This window comes from Streptomyces sp. UF-297 (assembly GCF_058245575.1).
On record NZ_JBSIBZ010000060.1, the window covers coordinates 1 to 17,481 of the forward strand.

The following is a 17,481-nucleotide window of genomic DNA, read 5'->3' on the forward strand; positions in this document are numbered from 1 at the left end:
GCGCACGAGGCGCCGGGCCACCGGTGTGTCAGGGGCGGCTGCGCAGTGCCGCCCGGGCGGGCAGCGCGGTCGCGGCCAGGCCCAGGGCCAGCGCCGACAGGGCGAAGGCGGCGTAGAGGTGCGGTGGGATGTAGGGCCCTTCACCGGTGAGGGCGCGGGCCATGGGGCCGAGCGTCGCCAGGGCGATGGCCGTCCCCAGCCCGATGCCGGACAGGGCGACCAGCAGCGCCTCCCAGCGGACCATCCGCAGCACCTGGCGGCGGGTGGAGCCGATCAGGCGCAGGGTGCCCAGTTCGCGGCGGCGGTCGGCGATGGTCATCACCAGGGTGTTGGCGGCGGCGGCCGCGGCGAAGCCGCCGAGGACCGCGGCCATCGTGTAGTTGGCCCAGGCGTTGACCTCGCGGTCCACGCTGCGCGAGGCGGCGAGGCCGTCGCGGTCGGTGACCGTGCCCAGGGCGGCGAGGGCCTTGTCGGGACCGCCCCGGGCGGGGGCCGCGGCCGTCGCGGGCGCGGCGGCGGCGCGCTGCGGTGCGGCGGCCGTGTCGTGGGTGCGCAGCAGGATGTCGGTGTCGAAGGCCGCGGTGACATGGGCGGCCAGGGCGGCGCGCGGCAGCGTCACCTGGGCGGTGCCCAGGCCGCGGTCGTAGGTCGCGACGACCTTCGGGGCCACCGCGGTGCCGTCGGGCAGGCGCATCCGCAGGCGGTCGCCCGTCCGTACCCCCGCGGAGTCGGCCAGGCGGCGGTCGACGGCGACCGTGCCGGGCTCGGTGGTCAGGGCGTCCAGGCTGCCCGTACGGACGCCGAGGTCCTGTACGGCGGCCAGTTCGCGGCCGGTGCCGGAGATTCCCTGGGCGGAGGTGCCGCGCAGCTCACGGCCCTCGCCCGAGCCGGTGGGTATCAGGACGGAGGTGCGCAGCACGCCCACGGCCGTGCGCACGCCGTCCACGGCGGCGGCCTCGGCCCTGGCTCCGGCGGGCAGACCGGGCCCTCCCGCCGGAGCGGTGAGCACGCGGTCGGCCGTGACGGCGGCGCGCTGCTCGGCCCCGGTGGCGTGCTCCTCGCTGGTGTGCAGGAAGACCAGCGTCGAGGCGAAGGCCATGGCGAGCACGATGGGGGTGATCGCGGAGGCCAGACGGCGGGCGTTGGCGCGGGAGTTGGCGGCGGCGAGGCCGGCGGAGGCGGAGGCGGCGCGCATGGGCAGCCCCATCAGCCAGGCGCAGGCCCGGGCGATCAGCGGGCCGAGCAGGGCGACGGCGAGCATGAACAGGAAGACGATGCCGGAGGCGGCGTTCGCGGCGTTGTCGCCGCTCGAGGCGGCGGCCAGGCCGCCCAGTGACACTCCGCCGGCCGCGGCGGCCACGCCGAGGACCGTACGGATGGTGCCGGGGCGGGTGCGCTCCACGGAGGACTCGGCCAGGGCCTGGCCCGGCTTGATACGGGCCGGCCTGCGGGCCGCGGCGGCGCCCGCGATCAGCGCCGTGAGCAGGGAGACGCCGACGGCGCTCACCAACGGCAGCCAGGAGACGTGGAGTTGGAGCGCCTCGGGGACGGCGCCCCGGTCCTTCAGCTCGCCGAACCACCAGCGGGCGAGCGCGATACCGGGCAGGCAGCCCAGCAGCCCGGCGGCGGGCGCGACCAGCAGCGCCTCGGTGGCGATGGAGCGGCGCAGCTGGCGCGGGGTCGCCCCGATGGCGCGCAGCAGCGCGAACTCGCGGCTGCGCTGGCCCACGCAGAGGGCGACCGTGCCGGCGGCGGTGAAGGCGGCGACCATCGCGGCGACGCCGCCGAAGGAGCCGCCGAGGCCGGTGAGGGTCTCCTCGGCCGTCGCCATGCCGGGCGTCTCCACCGCTCCCCTGTCCTCTCCCGTACGGACCTCGGCACGGTCGCCGACGGCCCGGGTCACGGCCCGGGCCAGCTCGGCCGTGGTGGTACCGGGGGCGGGCAGTACGGCGATGGCGTCGACCGCGCCGGGGTGGCCGGACAGGCGGCGCGCCTCGGCGTCGGAGAACCACACGGTGGGGCCGGTGGCCGGGCCGGTGGACGCGCGGGTGAGGCCGCGGACGCGGACCCGGTGGGGGCCGTCGGCGGCGGTGACGGTGACGCGGTCGCCGACGGAGACCCCGGCGGCGCGCGCGGCGGCGGCGTCCAGTACGGCTTCGCCGCTGCCGGGCGCGCCGCCGTCGGAGAGCCGGGTGCCGGTGAAGGCGGTCGAGCCCCAGCCGTGGACGGTGACGGAGGCGGCCGGGGAGGCTGCCGGACCTCCCTTCCCGGAGCCGGCGTTGAGGAGCGCGGGGTAGGTGACGTCCGCGACGGCGCGGGCGACGCCGGGCGCCTTGGCGATGTCGTCGGCCAGGGATGCCTTCAGGCGGGCCCGGTCCGGGACCGGCCGGGAGACCTCGGTGCGCGACTCGCCGCTTCCGATGGTGAAGCGGATGCTCTGGTCGGCCTCGGCCACCACGGGGGCGGCGGCGTACCGGCTGGGCGGCACGGAGGCCCGCAGGCCCGTCTCCAGCAGGATGCCGCAGGCACAGACGATCAGCGCGGCCATGGCCAGCGCGACGAAGGTCCCGGCGAACGCGGCGGGCTTGAACCGGACGGCCGCCCTGGCCAGACCGTTGGTCAGGGCTTTCATACCGCCGCGCCCGCCATGGGAGCCGTCGCGCGGGGTGCGTACGCCGTGAGGGTGCTCATGCGGTCGGCGATCTGCTGGGCCGAGCCGCGGGCCAGGCTGTCGGCGATGGAGCCGTCGGCGAGGAAGAGGACCCGGTCGGCCCAGGCGGCTGCCACCGGGTCGTGGGTGACCATCACGACCGTCGCGCCGAGGGTGTCCACGGCGTGCCGCAGCAGGCCCAGGACCTCGGCGGCGGTACGGGTGTCCAGGGCGCCGGTCGGCTCGTCGGCGAAGACCACGTCGGGGCGGGTGACCAGCGCGCGGGCGACGGCGACGCGCTGCTGCTGGCCGCCGGAGAGCTGGCCGGGGCGGCGGCTCGCGTGCTCGTGCAGCCCGACCTGGGCCAGGACCTCGGCCGCGCGGCGGCGGTCGGGGCGGTGTCCGGCCAGCCGCATCGGGAGGAGGACGTTCTGCTCGACGGTGAGGGAGGGCAGCAGGTTGAACGCCTGGAAGACGAACCCGAGGCGGCTGCGGCGCAGTTCGGTGAGCTTGTTCTCGCTCATGCCGGTGATCTCGGTGCCGCCGAGGCGGACGGAGCCGGCGGTGGGCCGGTCCAGCCCGGCGGCGCACTGCAGGAAGGTGGACTTGCCGGAGCCGGAGGGGCCCATGATCGCGGTGAAGCTGCCGCGGGGCAGGGTGAGGTCGATGCCGCGCAGGGCGTGGACGACCTGGGAGCCGCGGCCGTGCCGGCGGCGGACGCCGTGGAGTTCCACGGCGGCGGACCCGTCTGCGGCGGGGGACGTCACCTGGTCCCGTACATCGCGTCGGTTGCTGCGCAGGCCCATGGTTTCGTCCTCTGTCTCGTGCGTCCGATCTACACGTCGAACGTACGGATGCAGAGCCGTACCGGACCATGACGGCCGCCGGTGGATCAGGGGTGGGGAAAACCCGACCATGGGGGTGGGGTGCGGGTGGACCCGCCTTCAGTCCCGGCAGATCAGCAGGAGGGCGCGGTCGTCGTTGACGTCCTTGGCGACGGCCTCGATGAGGTGCCAGGCGGCGCCCGCGAAACCGGAGGCGACATAGCGGTCGGCCTCGCCGGTGAGGCGGTCGATGCCCTCGGCGATGTCCCGGTCGGCGGCCTCGACCAGGCCGTCGGTGAAGAGCATCAGCACGTCACCGGGGCGCAGGGTGCCCTTGACCGGGTCGAACTGGGCGCCGTCCATGATGCCCAGCAGCGGGCCCTCGGCGGCCTTCTCCTCCCAGCGGCCCGTACCGGCGCTGAGCTGGAGGGCGGGGAGGTGGCCCGCGGAGAGGAGTTCGTAGTCGCCGGACTCCAGGTCCAGGACCAGGTGGACCGAGGTGGCGAAGCCCTCGTCCCAGTCCTGGCGCAGCAGGTAGCCGTTGGCGGCGGGGAGGAAGCCGTGCGGCGGGAGGGAGCCCAGGAGGCCGCCGAAGGCGCCGGACAGCAGCAGCGCGCGGGAGGCGGCGTCCATGCCCTTGCCGGAGACGTCGGTCAGCACGACTTCGAGGATGTTGCCGTCGTGGGTGCGCGAGGCGACGACGAAGTCGCCGGAGAAGGACTGGCCGCCGGCCGGGCGCAGCGCCATCTCGCGGTGCCAGCCCGGCGGGAGCTTGGGCAGCTTGCTCTGGACGCGGATACGTTCGCGCAGGTCGAAGAGCATGGTGCCGCCGCGTCTCCAGGGGACGCCGACGCGGCTGCGGAACTGCGCGAGGACCAGCCCGAAGAGGCCGGAGGCGGCCACCACCAGGACGGTGCCGGGGGTGATCCGGTCAGGGCCGGTGTCGTACGGCCCCAGGAGCGCGGCCTCCACGATCAGGGCGGCGGCGGAGGACCCGTACAGGGCCAGCAGGCTGGCGGGGCGCAGCAGCAGGCCGCCCGCCACGACCGGCAGGACCAGCGCGGTGGGCGCGATCCAGTCGGGGCGCAGGACGGTGCCGCAGGCGATGGCCGGGATGGCGATGAGCAGGGCGGCGAAGGCGATCCAGTCGGAGCCGTCGCCGCGGAAGTAGTCGACCCCGGCTTTGCGCACGGCGTTGCGGACCCGGTGCAGTCCTTTGCGCATCCGGGCCGTCAGGGTCTCTGCTCCCGTTCCGCTTGCCATCGCTCTGGGACCTTATCCACCCGTTCGGCGGCGCGTCGATTCACGGCGCGCCAGGCAGCCCCATTCGCGGGAAGCCGCGTTCGAAAAGCGGTCGCGCTGGCGGAGAACGTGCTGCTAGGCATGGCATATGACGACAGACTTGCGGGTGCTGGATCCGGCCGAGTGGGACGGGTGGTACGCGAAGCTGGAGCGGGCCTTCGGCGAGCCCGAAGAGGCCCCTGAGGAAAGGGCCTTGTACCGGGAACTGACGGAGCCCGAGCGCTCCTTCGGTCTGTGGGACGGTGCCGAGTGCGTGGGCACGGCGGGGGCCTTCTCCTTCCGCCTGTCGGTGCCGGGCGGATCACTGGTCCCGGCGGCCGGTGTGACGATGGTCTCGGTCCAGCCCACGCACCGGCGGCGCGGGCTGCTCTCGCGGATGATGCGGCACCAGCTGGACGACGTACGCGCCCGCGGCGAGGAGCCGCTGGCCGTGCTGACCGCGTCCGAGCCCGGGATCTACGGGCGCTTCGGGTACGGCGCCGCGACGGAGCAGATGGCGCTGACGGTCGACACCCTGCGGGCCGGACTGAGGGTGCCCGAGGGCGCCGACGCGGTACGGCTGCGGCTGGTCGATCCGCAGGAGGCGCTGGCGCGATGCGAGGCGGTCTACGCCCGTCTGGTCGAGGACCGGCCCGGCATGCTGGCCCGGCAGCCGGGCTGGGAGCGGCAGCCGCTGCTGGACCCGCCCGCCAACCGCGACGGCGCCAGCGAGCTGCTGTGCGTCCTGGCCGAGGCCGACGGCGAGGTGCGCGGCTATGCGCGCTACGCGGTCAAGCCGGAGTGGGACGAGGCGGGCCCGGACGGCACGGTCCTCCTCCGCGACGTCCAGGCGCTGGACCCGGTGGCGTACGGGGCGCTGTGGCGCTATTTGTTCGACATCGACCTGACCTCGCGTGTCACCTCCAGGAACCGTCCTGCCGACGACCCGCTGCTGCATCTGGTGTCGGACCTGCGGCGGTGCCGGATCAACGTGCGCGAGTCGCTGTTCGTACGGCTGGTTCAGGTGGGCGAGGCGCTCCAGGCGCGGACGTACGCGGCGCCGGTGGATGTGGTGCTGGAGGTCACGGACGCGTTCTGCCCCTGGAACGAGGGGCGTTGGCGGCTGACCGGCGACGGGAAGGGCGCCTCGTGCGCCCGTACCACCGATGCGGCCGATCTGGCGCTGTCCGTACGGGAGTTGGGCGCGGCGTATCTGGGCGGCTTCTCGCTGCGGGCGCTGGCGGGGGCCGGGCGGGTGCGGGAGCTGCGGCGCGGGGCGCTGGCGGAGGCCTCGACGGCCTTCGGCTCCGATGTGCGGCCGTGGCTGCCGCACGGGTTCTGACGTCCCGGGCGGCGTACGGGAGTTGGGGCCGGGCCCCGGTCGCCGGGGGTCAGCGCTGCTGGCAGCCGGGGCACCAGAAGAGGTTGCGGGCGGCGAGATCGGCGGTGCGGATCTCGCCGCCACAGAGGTGGCACGGCTGGTGCGCGCGGCGGTAGACGTACACCTCGCCGCCGTGGTCGTCGACCCGCGGCGGGCGCCCCATGGCCTCGGGGGTGTGCTCCGGCCTGACCGTATCGATGCGGTTGAGGCGGACGCCCTCGCGCATCAGATCGACCAGATCGGACCAGATCGCGTCCCATTCGGACCGGCTGAGATCGCGGCCGAGGCGGTACGGGTCGATCCGGTGCCGGAAAAGGACCTCGGCGCGGTAGACGTTGCCGACGCCCGCGATGACCTTCTGGTCCATCAGCAGCGCGGCGACGGTGGTGCGGCTGCGGCTGATCCGGGCCCAGGCGCGCTCCGGATCGGCGTCCGGACGCAGCGGGTCGGGGCCCAGCCGGTCGTGTATCGCCTGCTTCTCGCCGTCGGTGATCAGGGCGCAGGTGGTGGGGCCGCGCAGGTCGGCGTACGCGGTGGGGCCGGCCAGGCGCAGCCGTACGGTGTCGGTGGGGGGTGGGGCGGGGGTGTCGCCGAAGGTGAGCTTGCCGAAGAGGCCCAGGTGGATGTGGACCCAGCCCGTCTCGGCGAAGCCGAGGAAAAGGTGCTTGCCGTGGGCTTCGGTGCTGGTCAGGGTCTGGCCGTCGATCAAGGCCGCGCTGTCGGAGAACTTGCCCTGGGGGCTGGTGGCCCGGACCTTCTGCTTGCCGAAGCGGGCACGGTAGTCCAGCGCGAGGCGGTGGATGGTGTGCCCCTCGGGCATGCGGGTCTCCTCGTGCTGCGCCATTGCGCCTGCGGCGGGCTGCTGTCCGCCGCGCGGGGCTGTCGGGTGCGGTGACGGGCCCGCGCGGCCTGGTGTGCGGACTGCTTCGCTTTACGTCCGCACACCAGGCCGCTCCGGCCCGTCACCTCCCGTTGGGGGATGAAAAACTACGGCTGGGGGTGGTGGGCCGGGACGGGCGGGAGTTCGCCGGTGGTCTCGTAGGTGGAGAGCATGGCGATGCGGCGGGTGTGGCGCTCCTCGCCGGAGTACGGGGTGCTCAGGAAGACCTCGACGAACTTGGTCGCCTCTTCCTGGGAGTGCATCCGCCCGCCGATGCTGATGACGTTGGCGTCGTTGTGCTCGCGCCCCAGCTTGGCGGTCTCCTCGCTCCAGGCCAGCGCGGCCCGTACGCCCTTGACCTTGTTGGCGGCGATCTGCTCGCCGTTGCCGGAGCCGCCGATGACGATGCCCAGGCTGTCCGCGTCGGCGGCCGTCTTCTCCGCGGCGCGCAGGCAGAACGGCGGGTAGTCGTCCTGGGCGTCGTAGATGTGGGGACCGCAGTCGACGGGCTCGTGGCCGTTGGCCTCGAGCCACTGGACGAGGTGGTTCTTCAGTTCGTAACCGGCGTGATCGGAGCCGAGGTAGACGCGCATGCCCCTGAGTGTGGCATGCGCGGGCCGGGGTAGGCGCTGCCGGGTCTTCGTACGAAAGAACGATTCCCGCGACTCCGGCAACGATCTGGACTCAGATCTTCCAAAACGCTTGTTAACGAAGATCTAATGCGGGGACTCGAACTTGAGAACCACACAAGGACGGTGCACATGGGCGCGCCCCCGCCGACCAAGACGGTGGCCCCGACGACCGGAGACCCCGGCAAGGGCCCCACGCAGGACGGACTGCAGGCAGGACTCAAGAACCGCCATCTGTCGATGATCGCCATCGGCGGCGTGATCGGTGCCGGGCTCTTCGTGGGCTCCGGCGCAGGCATCTCCGCCGCCGGTCCCGGCATCCTCATTTCCTACCTGCTGACGGGCCTGCTGGTCGTCCTGGTGATGCGGATGCTCGGCGAGATGGCCGCCGCCTCCCCCACCTCCGGCTCGTTCTCCGCCTACGCGGACCGGGCGCTGGGGCGCTGGGCGGGCTTCACCATCGGCTGGCTGTACTGGTTCTTCTGGTCGGTGGTGCTGGCCGTGGAGGCGACCGCGGCCGCGGCGATCCTCACCAACTGGGTGCCGGCCGTCCCGCAGTGGGCCTGGGCGCTGCTGGTCATGATCGTGCTGACCGGCACCAACCTGATCTCGGTCGGGTCCTTCGGCGAGTTCGAGTTCTGGTTCGCCGGGATCAAGGTGGTGGCGATCGTCGTCTTCATCGTGATCGGCGCGCTGGCGATCTTCGGCATGCCGCCGGGCGACGCGGCGGTGGGCATGACGAACCTGACCGGGCAGGGCGGATTCCTGCCCAACGGGCCGGGCGCGATCCTCTCCGGCATGCTGCTGGTGGTCTTCTCCTTCATGGGCAGCGAGATCGTCACCCTGGCGGCGAGCGAGTCGCCGGACCCGGTGGTGGCCGTGCGCAAGGCCGTCAACAGCGTCATCTGGCGCGTCGCGCTCTTCTACATCGGCTCGATCACCGTGATCGTCACGCTGCTGCCGTGGAACGACCCGGCGGTCAAGGCGAGCCCGTACGTGGCGGTGCTGGAGTCCCTGAAGATCCCTTACGCGGGCACGGTCATGGACGTCATCGTGCTGTGCGCGGTGCTCTCCTGCCTGAACTCGGGCCTGTACACGGCCTCCCGGATGGCCTTCTCGCTCGGCGAGCGCGGGGATGCGCCGAAGTCCTTCACCCGGCTGAACAAGGGCGGCGTGCCGTCCGTCGCGATCTGGGCCTCGGTCGCCTTCGGCTTCGTCGCCACGATCTTCAGCTACACCTCCAAGGACACCGTCTTCCAGTTCCTGCTGAACTCCTCGGGCGCGGTGGCGCTGTTCGTCTGGCTCGTCATCTGCTTCTCGCAGCTGAAGATGCGCAAGGTCATCGAGCGGGAGATGCCGGAGCGGCTGACGGTACGGATGTGGCTCTACCCCGGACTGACGTACGCCACCATCGGGCTGATCCTCTTCGTCGTGGGCTACATGTTCTACAACCCCGACGGGCGGACCCAGATGGTGATGTCGGTGGTCGTGGGTGCGCTGGTGCTGGTGGTCGGGCTGGTGCTGCAGCGGCGTCGGGCCGCCCAGGGCGTGGCCTCGGGTGCGTCGGGCCCGTCGGGTCAGGACGTGCGGAAGGACTCCGAGACCCGGTCGTAGATGCGCAGGGCGGTGGCCTCGGCGGAGTCCAGGTACCACATGTTCAGCGAGTAGGTCCGGCCCTTGGTACGGAAGCCGAGCTGCCGCCCGTGCGCGGGGGTCTCGCCGTTGCGCAGGAAGGCGAACTCCCAGATGACGGCGGGCTTCCCCTGGAAGGTCGTCCGCTCCAGACGCAGGTTCTGGTAGCCGGGCACATTGTGCTGCTGCGCCTCGAACTGCTGCCAGTTGGCGAGCAGGTCGCCGCCCTCCTGCGGCTTCTGGCGGGCGGAGATCTCGATGGTGCCGTCCGTGGCGAAGTAGCGGATGACGCGGGGGCTCTCCTGCGTGCGGTTGAAGCCCGCGGGCGGCACCCAGTTGAAGCCCTCCTCGAAGCGCCGGGCGCCGTCCGTGGCGGACGCCTGGGTCGGCGGGCGGCTGGTGGCGGTCTGCACCGGGGGGTTGTCGGTGCCGCCGCCCCGGGTGGCCAGCATGATCCCCGCCACGGCCGCGGCGGAGGCGGCCACGGTCCCGGCGGCCAGCAGCGCCCGGCGGGCGGGGCGGCGGGTGCGGGCCAGCGGCTGGTCCTCGGCGGGCCGCGGTGGTGGCTTGTGGTCGGGCTGCGGTGACTGCTCCTGGTCGGGAGGTGACTGTTCCTGTTCGGGGGCCGGGCGCTGCTCGGGCGGTTCGGTGCGTACGGCGCTGTGCGGGGCGTCGGGCTCGGGGGCGGGCTCGGGGCCGGAGTCGGGGTGGGGGTGGGGGTGGGGGTCGGGCGCAGGCTCGGGCTCGTGTGACGTGGGTTCGGTGAGGTCGGTGGCGGCGGCGGGGGTGGGCTCGGGGGCGACCTCTTCCGTTTCCTGCGGTGCTTCCGGTGCTGCTTCTTGCGGTGCTTCCGGTGCCTGCGCTTCTTCCGTCTCCTCCTCTTCCGCCGTCTCCTCGGCTTCCTCTGCCTCTCCGGCTTCCGTCGTCACTTCTGCCGCACCCGGTGTCCCGTTCACCGTGGCCCTGCTGTGGGGGGCCGGGATCTCGGCGGGTACGTCGGCCACGGTGGGCGTATAGCTCACGGTGCCGGGACCGGCAGCGGGCTCGGGCTCGGGCTCAACAGGCGGCGCCTCGGCCGGCGGTGCGCTCGGTGGCCGCGCGACCGTGGGCGTACGGGATTCTGGCGGGTCGGCGGGGAAGAGGGCGGTCAGGGTCTGGGCCACGACGGGCAGGGTGGGGCGGTCCTGCGGGGACTTGCGCAGCAGTGCGGCCAGGAGCTCGCGCAGCGGACCGGCGGCGGGCGGGATCTGCGGCTCCTCGTACAGGACCGCGTGCAGGGTGGCGAGTGTGGTGGGGCGGGTGAACGGCGACTGCCCTGCCAGCGCGGCGCACAGGGTGGCGCCCAGCGACCACAGGTCCGAGGGCGGTCCCTGGGTCTTGCCCTCGACCCGCTCGGGCGCCATGTAGTCCGGCGAGCCGATGAGCATGCCCGCCATGGTGAGCCCGGCCAGGTCCTGCATCGATGCGATGCCGAAGTCGGTCAGCACCACCTCGCCGCGCTCGTCGATGAGGACGTTGCCCGGCTTGATGTCGCGGTGCAGCACGCCCACCGCGTGCACCTCGTGCAGCGCGCGCACCAGCCCGCGGCCGATCCTGGCCGCCCCTTCCGGTGCCAGCGGGCCGTCCTGGACCAGGATCTGTTCCAGGGAGCGGGCGTTGACCAGCTGCATCACGATCCACAGCCGGTCGCCCTCCTCGGCCACGTCGTGGACGCGCACCACGTTGGGGTGGTCGATCCGGGCGGTGGCCCGCGCCTCGCGCAGGCTGCGCTCGCGCTGGATCTCGCTCTCCTCCCCGGCCAGCTCGTCGATGCGTATCTCCTTGACCGCCACCAGCCGGTCCAGGATTTCGTCCCGCGCGCGCCAAACCGATCCCATTCCGCCTCGACCGATCAGTTCCAGAAGCCGGTAACGACCGACCGCCAATCGCCCCAGCCTCGCTTGACTCGAATTCCCCACCATTCCCTGCCCCCACAGCGTGTGCGGAATCTTGTGGTACCCCTCAAATATCCCAGAAGGGGATGGAGATAGGGGGGCTCAGAAATGCACAGGATTCATACCGGAAAGCGTGCGGTATCGGTGAGTGCCGTTGCCGCCGCGCTGCTGCTGTCGGTCGGCTCCGGCGGCGCGGCGTACGCGGCCGAGCCGGAGCCCGGCAGCAGCCAGGGCGGCAAGCCGGGGCCGAGCGTGCCGTCCGGGTACAAACTCACCACCGAACTCCCGAAGACGATCTCTGTCGACAACGACTCCGACGCCACATCACTGACCGCCAAGGTCACCAACAACGGCTCCGCCGCCACCGATGCGATCCGCCTCTCGGTCGTCGGCTTCAAGGGGCTTACGGTCAAAAACGTTGAGGGCTGCGCGCAGATTCCGAAAGAAAAGCTCCCGAAGGGGTCAAACAGCGGATTCGCCTGCGCCATCGACAAGCTGGAGAGCGGAAAGAGCCGCTCGTACAAAGTCACCGCATCCTTCGACCTCAAGCAGGAAGGGCAGATTTGCCTTCCGGTGACACTCGGCGACACCGAAACGCTCCTTTGGCAACAGGGTCCGGTCGACTTCGGAACCTCCAAGCCGATTCCGGACGCACCCGACACACCCCTGCTCCTGGGCGTCAAGAACGCCACGGCCGCCGGCGGCGCCTCCCCCAGCCCCTCACCCACCACCCCTTCCACCCCTGCCCCTCCCGCCGACCCTTCCGGCCCTGACGCTCCCGGCAAGGACGGCCAGAATCCCCCGCAGGACAAGCTGCCCGACACCGGCCCCCCGGACGTGCTGCCGATGGCCGGCGTCGCCGCCGCGCTGCTGCTCGCCGGCGGCGGCGGACTGTGGCTGACGCGCGGACCCTCCCGCAGGGCCGAGCGCCGCTGAGCCGCCGGGGCCGGTACCTGCTTGCGGGCGGCCCCGTACGCACAAGGCCGGGCCCCGCACCACATCGGTGGTGCGGGGCCCGGCCTGTGCTCCGTGGTGCCGGACGCCTCAGCCGCGGCGGCCGAGCAGCTTCCAGGCGGTGGGCAGCGCGCCCATGGCGAGCGCGGCCTTGAGGGCGTCGCCGATGAGGAAGGGGACCAGGCCCGCGGCGACGGCCTCGGACAGCGACAGGTCGGCGGCCAGCGCCAGGTAGGGGACGCCGACCGCGTAGATGATCGCGGAGCCCGCGGCCATGGCGCCCGCGGTACGCAGCACCGAGCGGTCCGCGCCACGGCGGGCCAGCGCGCCGACGACGGTCGCGGCGAGCAGCATGCCGAGCACGTAGCCGAAGGACGGGAAGGCCGCGCCGGCCTTCGCCTCCGCGAACCACGGCATGCCCGCCATGCCGACGAGCGCGTACAGCGCCAGGGAGAGGAAGCCGCGGCGGGCGCCGAGCGCGGTGCCGACGAGCAGGGCGGCGAAGGTCTGGCCGCTGACCGGGACCGGCGAGCCCGGGACGGGGACGGCGATCTGGGCCGCGATGCCGGTGAGCGCGGCGCCGCCGAGGATCAGTGCGGCGTCGCGGACGCGGGCGCGCCCTGCGGTGGCGGCGGGCAGCAGGTCGGCCAGGACCGTGCCGGTACGGCCGGTGGCGCCTGCGCTGAGGGGGGCGGCTGCTGAACTCATCAAGACTCCGCGGGTGTGAGACGGGTACGGGACGGTGGGACGGGCAACGACGCGTTGACGTTAGTTCAGCGGACCGGGCGCGATCATCGTGTGTCGGCGACAAAGGCGCACCGGCCGCCTTGGAGGCTTCCGAACAATCGTGAGGATCCCACGCCGTGCCGCACCGGCGGCCGTTGCACCAGGTCACGTGATGCTCATCACGGCGGCAGCCGCGGCCGGTGGCGCATTTTGTGGTAGCGCGTACCCTGCGGGGACACTGTGGGGATCTCCCAAAAATCCGGAGATCGAGAGATCCATCGCGAGAGTACGGGCCCCATGCACGACGCCAAGGACACCAAGACCGCCGCCGAGCCGCGCCCGGCCGACGGCGCGAAAGAACCGCTGTCCGGCGGGCTCAAGCAGCGCCACCTGACCATGCTCGGGCTGGGCGGGGTGATCGGCGCGGGCCTGTTCGTGGGCTCCGGCGCCGGGATCTCGGTGGCCGGGCCCGGCATCGTGCTCTCGTATCTGATCGCCGGTGCGCTGGCGATGCTGATCATGCGGATGCTGGGCGAGATGTCCTCGGCGATGCCGGCGTCCGGCGCGTTCTCGGTGCACGCGGAGCGGGCGCTGGGGCGCTGGGCGGGCTTCAGCGTCGGCTGGCTGTACTGGTTCCTGCTGGTGGTCGTGCTGGCCGTGGAAGCCACCGCGGCGGCGCAGATCGCCAACGGCTGGGTGCCCGCCGTCCCGCAGTGGGGCTGGGTGCTGATCTTCATGGTGGTGTTCACGGCGGCGAATCTCACGGCCGTGAAGAACTTCGGTGAGTTCGAGTTCTGGTTCGCGGCGCTCAAGGTCGGCGCGATCGTGCTCTTCCTGGCGCTGAGCCTGCTGGCGATCTTCGGCGTGCTGCCCGACACCGACGCGGTGGGGCTGGCCAACCTCACCGGGCAGGGCGGTTTTCTGCCCAACGGCTGGGCGGGCGTGGTCTCCGGCGTACTGGCCGTGGTCTTCGCCTTCGGCGGCCTGGAGGTCGTCACCATCGCGGCGGCCGAGTCGGACGACCCGGCGCGCTCGATGGCGCGGGCGGTGCGCAGCGCGGTGTGGCGGATCCTGTTCTTCTACGTCGGTTCGATGCTGGTCATCGTGACGCTGCTGCCGTGGTCCTCGATGCACGCGGGCCAGAGCCCGTACGTGGCGGTGCTGGACCACATCGGGGTGCCGGGCGCCGGCCAGATCATGAACATCGTGGTGTTCGTGGCGCTGCTCTCCGCGCTGAACGCCAATCTGTACGGCTCCTCGCGGATGGTCTTCTCGCTGGCGGAGCGGGGCGAGGCGCCGCGCGCGCTGCTGAAGGTGTCCAAGGGCGGGGTGCCGCGCCGGGCCGTGCTGGCCTCGGTCGCCTTCGGGTTCGTCTCGGTGCTGCTCAATCTGAAGTGGCCGGATTCGGTCTTCCTCTACATGCTCAACTCGGTCGGCGCGGTGCTGCTGTTCGTCTGGGGTCTGATCGCCGTCTCGCAGCTGCGGCTGCGCCGCCGCATCGAGGCCGAGGCGCCCGAGAAGCTGACCCTGCCGATGTGGTGCTTCCCCTGGCTGACCTGGGCGGCGCTGGCCGGGATGGCCGTGGTGCTGGTGCTGATGCTGACCGACGACGGGGCGCGTCCGCAGCTGCTGTGGTCGGCGGCGGCCACCGGTGCGGTGCTGCTCTTCGCGGGTCTGCGGGAGCTGCGCGCCAAGCGTGCGGGTACGGCGTCCCGTCACTGAGCGTCGTCCCATGGCGCACATGCGCCGCCGTGGGCACACAGCGAACACAGACGGTCACGATCTCGTCTGAATAGCGAACAACTCCTGCACGAGTGTTGCCCTGAGCGGACACCGGCGCTCAGACTGAGCGAACTTTTCCGCCCCATCAGCACCCCCGCCCCGCTCCCCTCTCACATAACGGGACAGGTACGACCATGAATCGGACACCTTCGTCCACCGCGCCCGCGCGCGAGACGACGGGCCAGGCCACCACGGACAGCGGCACCCCGCTCTCCCACGGCCTCAAGCAGCGTCACCTGTCGATGATCGCCCTCGGGGGCGTGATCGGCGCCGGTCTGTTCGTCGGCTCCGGCGCGGGGATCGCGGCGGCGGGCCCCTCGATCGTGCTCGCCTATGCGATATCGGGCTGTCTGGTCATGCTCGTGATGCGCATGCTCGGCGAGATGTCGGCGGCCAACCCGGCCTCGGGGTCCATGTCCGTGCACGCGGAGCGGTCGATCGGCCCCTGGGCGGGGTTCACCGCGGGGTGGATGTTCTGCGTCCAGCTGTGTGTGGCGGTGGCCGCCGAGGCGATCGGCGCCGCGAAGATCATGACCGGCTGGTTCCCCGACACCCCGTCCTGGATGTGGGTGCTGCTGTTCATGCTGATCTTCTGCGGGACGAACCTCGCCGCCGTCGGCAACTTCGGCGAGTTCGAGTTCTGGTTCGCGACGCTGAAGGTGAGCGCGATCTGCATCTTCCTCGTCCTGGGCCTGCTCGCCATCTTCGGCGTGCTGCCGGGCACCCAGGCGCCGGGCGCCACCCACCTCGCCGGCGACGGCGGCTTCATGCCCCAGGGCCTGGACGGGCTCATGATCGGCCTGCTCGCCTCGGTCTTCGCCTACGGCGGCCTGGAGACGGTGACGATCGCCGCCGCGGAGTCCAAGAACCCGGTCCGCGGCGTGGCCGTTGCGGTACGGACCGCGATGTGGCGCATCGCCCTCTTCTACATCGGCTCGATGGCGGTCATCGTCACCGTCATCTCCTGGAAGAACCCCTCGGTCAAGGAGGACGGCCCCTATGTGGCGGTGCTGAACCTCCTGGGGATCCCGGCGGCCGGCCAGATCATGAACGTCGTCATCCTCATCGCCCTGCTGTCCGCGATGAACGCCAACATCTACGGCTCCTCGCGGATGGCCTACTCCCTCACCGCCCGCGGCCAGGGCCCGGCCTTCCTCAGCAAGGTCTCCGGCGGCGTCCCGCGCCGCGCGGTGCTCATGTGCTCCGCCTTCGGCTTCGTCGCGGTGCTGTTCAGCTACTGGTGGCCGGACACCGTCTTCACCTGGCTGCTGAACATGGTCGGCGCCGCGGTCCTGGTGGTCTGGGGCTTCATCGCCGCGGCCCAGCTGCGGATGCGCCGGACGCTGGAGCGCGAGTCGCCCGAGCGGCTGGTCGTACGGATGTGGGCGTTCCCGGTGCTGACCTGGGTGGCCCTGCTCGGCGTGGTGGCGGTGCTGCTGCTGATGCTGCGCGACGGCGAGACCCGCGTCCAGCTGTACTTCACCGGCGGGCTCACGGTGGCGCTCGCGGTCATCGGATATCTGCGGCAGCGGATGGCCTCGCGTGCCCGGCCGTCGGCGGACCTGACAGACACGGCGGATCGCGGCGCGTAGAGCGGATCGCGGCGCGCAAAAGCGCCTGACGGCCAACGCGCAGCACAGGCGGGGCGGGACCTCCTACCGAGGTCCCCCCCCCCCCCCCCCCCCCCCCCCCCCCGCCTCGGTCTTTGGGTCCAAGCCCCGCCCCGGACCCAGCCGATGATCACTGCTGCTGATAGCGTGCTCTTGCAAGTTGATTGCAATTAGAGGTCGTAAGCAGTTGGAGAGGCTCGGCATGGCCATCTACACACTTCCTGAACTTCCGTACGACTACTCGGCGCTGGCCCCGGTCATCAGCCCCGAGATCATCGAGCTGCACCACGACAAGCACCACGCGGCGTACGTGAAGGGTGCCAACGACACCCTGGAGCAGCTCGCGGAAGCCCGCGACAAGGACGCCTGGGGCTCGATCAACGGCCTGGAGAAGAACCTCGCGTTCCACCTCTCCGGCCACATCCTGCACAGCATCTACTGGCACAACATGACCGGCGAGGGCGGCGGCGAGCCGCTGGACAAGGACGGCGTCGGCGAGCTGGCGGACGCCATCGCCGAGAGCTTCGGCTCGTTCGCGAAGTTCAAGGCCCAGCTCACCAAGGCCTCGGCGACCACCCAGGGTTCGGGCTGGGGCGTGCTGGCCTACGAGCCGGTGACCGGCCGTCTGATCGTGGAGCAGATCTACGACCACCAGGGCAACGTCGGCCAGGGCTCGGTCCCGATCCTGGTCTTCGACGCCTGGGAGCACGCCTTCTACCTTCAGTACAAGAACCAGAAGGTGGACTTCATCGAGGCGATGTGGCAGGTCGTCAACTGGCAGGACGTGGCCAAGCGCTACACGGCCGCCAAGGAGCGCGCGAACAACCTGCTGCTGGCCCCGTGAGGCCGTAGCACCCTGAAGCGCCCTGCCTCGTGATCGTCTTCTCAACCTTCGCCAGGCAGGCGGATCAAGGAAAGGCCCCCGTGAGGACGTGACTCACGGGGGCCTTTCTGTGCCCCGGCCGGGCGGCGCACAGTGGCAGCATGACGGAGCTCTGGTGCACCACGTGCAGGGAGTACGAGCCCCACCGGCCGGTGGAGGGCGAGCGGGAGAAGAACTGGGTCCGCAAGCGGATCGACAAGGGCGAGGACGCCTTCGTCGACGACTACTGGATGTGCGAGAAGCGCGGCTGCCGCAACGTCCGTTACCGCTGGTCGACCACCGACGCCCCGGGGAAGATGCCGCCCCTGGACTGAC

14 protein-coding genes are annotated in these 17,481 nt (G+C 72.0%); 7 read left to right on the top strand and 7 right to left on the bottom strand.

The genetic code is table 11. The features are described 5' to 3' along the window. Positions 1–28: 28 nt before the first annotated feature. From AC4IJH_RS28445 to AC4IJH_RS28455, 3 genes are all read right to left on the bottom strand, one after another. Entirely contained in the window at positions 29–2,632 is a 2,604-nt protein-coding gene (locus AC4IJH_RS28445) for an ABC transporter permease (RefSeq protein ID WP_490854748.1), read from the bottom strand. Then, positions 2,629–3,456, bottom strand: coding sequence for an ABC transporter ATP-binding protein (locus AC4IJH_RS28450; RefSeq protein WP_490854749.1), 828 nt, complete (start codon positions 3,454–3,456; stop codon positions 2,629–2,631). The genes AC4IJH_RS28445 and AC4IJH_RS28450 overlap by 4 nt, the downstream gene beginning before the upstream one ends. 138 nt (positions 3,457–3,594) lie before the next feature. Next, complete coding sequence (locus AC4IJH_RS28455) at positions 3,595–4,737, bottom strand: SpoIIE family protein phosphatase (protein WP_490854750.1); 1,143 nt, start codon at positions 4,735–4,737, stop codon at positions 3,595–3,597. Between the two features lie 127 nt (positions 4,738–4,864). On the opposite strand from AC4IJH_RS28455, the gene AC4IJH_RS28460 reads away from it, so the two are divergent. Continuing rightward, positions 4,865–6,097 carry a GNAT family N-acetyltransferase gene (locus AC4IJH_RS28460; RefSeq protein WP_490854751.1) on the top strand — a complete coding sequence of 411 codons (1,233 nt, stop codon included), beginning with the start codon at positions 4,865–4,867 and terminating at the stop codon, positions 6,095–6,097. 49 nt (positions 6,098–6,146) lie between these two features. On the opposite strand, the gene AC4IJH_RS28465 is transcribed toward AC4IJH_RS28460, so the two are convergent. Continuing rightward, positions 6,147–6,956 (bottom strand): Fpg/Nei family DNA glycosylase, encoded by an 810-nt coding sequence (locus AC4IJH_RS28465; RefSeq protein ID WP_490854752.1) that lies wholly within the window; start codon positions 6,954–6,956, stop codon positions 6,147–6,149. Between the two features lie 167 nt (positions 6,957–7,123). Further along, a complete protein-coding gene (locus AC4IJH_RS28470) occupies positions 7,124–7,609 on the bottom strand; it encodes a ribose-5-phosphate isomerase (protein WP_490854753.1) in 486 nt (161 codons plus the stop codon). A gap of 168 nt (positions 7,610–7,777) precedes the next feature. Between AC4IJH_RS28470 and AC4IJH_RS28475 the strand changes: the two genes are divergently transcribed. Further along, positions 7,778–9,259 (top strand): amino acid permease, encoded by a 1,482-nt coding sequence (locus tag AC4IJH_RS28475; RefSeq protein ID WP_490854754.1) that lies wholly within the window; start codon positions 7,778–7,780, stop codon positions 9,257–9,259. Here the strand turns inward: AC4IJH_RS28475 and AC4IJH_RS28480 are convergent. Beyond that, a complete protein-coding gene (locus AC4IJH_RS28480; protein ID WP_490854755.1) occupies positions 9,223–11,238 on the bottom strand; it encodes a protein kinase domain-containing protein in 2,016 nt (671 codons plus the stop codon). The genes AC4IJH_RS28475 and AC4IJH_RS28480 overlap by 37 nt on opposite strands. 117 nt (positions 11,239–11,355) lie before the next feature. On the opposite strand from AC4IJH_RS28480, the gene AC4IJH_RS28485 reads away from it, so the two are divergent. After that, the gene (locus AC4IJH_RS28485; RefSeq protein ID WP_490854756.1) at positions 11,356–12,147 is read left to right on the top strand and encodes a hypothetical protein; all 792 of its coding nucleotides are present in this window, start codon (positions 11,356–11,358) and stop codon (positions 12,145–12,147) included. Between the two features lie 108 nt (positions 12,148–12,255). On the opposite strand, the gene AC4IJH_RS28490 is transcribed toward AC4IJH_RS28485, so the two are convergent. Then, positions 12,256–12,873 carry a biotin transporter BioY gene (locus AC4IJH_RS28490; protein WP_490854757.1) on the bottom strand — a complete coding sequence of 206 codons (618 nt, stop codon included), beginning with the start codon at positions 12,871–12,873 and terminating at the stop codon, positions 12,256–12,258. Between the two features lie 315 nt (positions 12,874–13,188). Between AC4IJH_RS28490 and AC4IJH_RS28495 the strand changes: the two genes are divergently transcribed. The 4 genes from AC4IJH_RS28495 to AC4IJH_RS28510 all read left to right on the top strand — a co-directional run bounded on the left by AC4IJH_RS28495 (position 13,189) and on the right by AC4IJH_RS28510 (position 17,480). After that, positions 13,189–14,613, top strand: coding sequence for an amino acid permease (locus AC4IJH_RS28495; protein ID WP_490854758.1), 1,425 nt, complete (start codon positions 13,189–13,191; stop codon positions 14,611–14,613). A 194-nt stretch (positions 14,614–14,807) separates the two neighbouring features. After that, positions 14,808–16,265, top strand: coding sequence for an amino acid permease (locus tag AC4IJH_RS28500; protein WP_490854759.1), 1,458 nt, complete (start codon positions 14,808–14,810; stop codon positions 16,263–16,265). Positions 16,266–16,485: 220 nt separating this feature from the next. Then, positions 16,486–17,127: a superoxide dismutase gene (locus AC4IJH_RS28505; RefSeq protein WP_490854760.1), complete on the top strand. Its 642-nt coding sequence runs from the start codon at positions 16,486–16,488 to the stop codon at positions 17,125–17,127. Positions 17,128–17,267: 140 nt separating this feature from the next. Then, complete coding sequence (locus tag AC4IJH_RS28510; protein ID WP_490854761.1) at positions 17,268–17,480, top strand: hypothetical protein; 213 nt, start codon at positions 17,268–17,270, stop codon at positions 17,478–17,480. The last annotated feature ends 1 nt before the right edge of the window (position 17,481 follow it).

What these genes read in the sequence shown, in the direction of transcription:
- AC4IJH_RS28505 (WP_490854760.1), top strand. Translation starts at nt 16,486, where the DNA reads ATGGCCATCTACACACTTCCTGAACTTCCGTACGACTACTCGGCGCTG.
- AC4IJH_RS28470 (WP_490854753.1), bottom strand. Translation starts at nt 7,609, where the DNA reads ATGCGCGTCTACCTCGGCTCCGATCACGCCGGTTACGAACTGAAGAAC.
- AC4IJH_RS28450 (WP_490854749.1), bottom strand. Translation starts at nt 3,456, where the DNA reads ATGGGCCTGCGCAGCAACCGACGCGATGTACGGGACCAGGTGACGTCC.
- AC4IJH_RS28510 (WP_490854761.1), top strand. Translation starts at nt 17,268, where the DNA reads ATGACGGAGCTCTGGTGCACCACGTGCAGGGAGTACGAGCCCCACCGG.
- AC4IJH_RS28490 (WP_490854757.1), bottom strand. Translation starts at nt 12,873, where the DNA reads ATGAGTTCAGCAGCCGCCCCCCTCAGCGCAGGCGCCACCGGCCGTACC.
- AC4IJH_RS28455 (WP_490854750.1), bottom strand. Translation starts at nt 4,737, where the DNA reads ATGGCAAGCGGAACGGGAGCAGAGACCCTGACGGCCCGGATGCGCAAA.
- AC4IJH_RS28465 (WP_490854752.1), bottom strand. Translation starts at nt 6,956, where the DNA reads ATGCCCGAGGGGCACACCATCCACCGCCTCGCGCTGGACTACCGTGCC.
- AC4IJH_RS28475 (WP_490854754.1), top strand. Translation starts at nt 7,778, where the DNA reads ATGGGCGCGCCCCCGCCGACCAAGACGGTGGCCCCGACGACCGGAGAC.
- AC4IJH_RS28445 (WP_490854748.1), bottom strand. Translation starts at nt 2,632, where the DNA reads ATGAAAGCCCTGACCAACGGTCTGGCCAGGGCGGCCGTCCGGTTCAAG.
- AC4IJH_RS28480 (WP_490854755.1), bottom strand. Translation starts at nt 11,238, where the DNA reads ATGGTGGGGAATTCGAGTCAAGCGAGGCTGGGGCGATTGGCGGTCGGT.
- AC4IJH_RS28460 (WP_490854751.1), top strand. Translation starts at nt 4,865, where the DNA reads ATGACGACAGACTTGCGGGTGCTGGATCCGGCCGAGTGGGACGGGTGG.
- AC4IJH_RS28495 (WP_490854758.1), top strand. Translation starts at nt 13,189, where the DNA reads ATGCACGACGCCAAGGACACCAAGACCGCCGCCGAGCCGCGCCCGGCC.
- AC4IJH_RS28500 (WP_490854759.1), top strand. Translation starts at nt 14,808, where the DNA reads ATGAATCGGACACCTTCGTCCACCGCGCCCGCGCGCGAGACGACGGGC.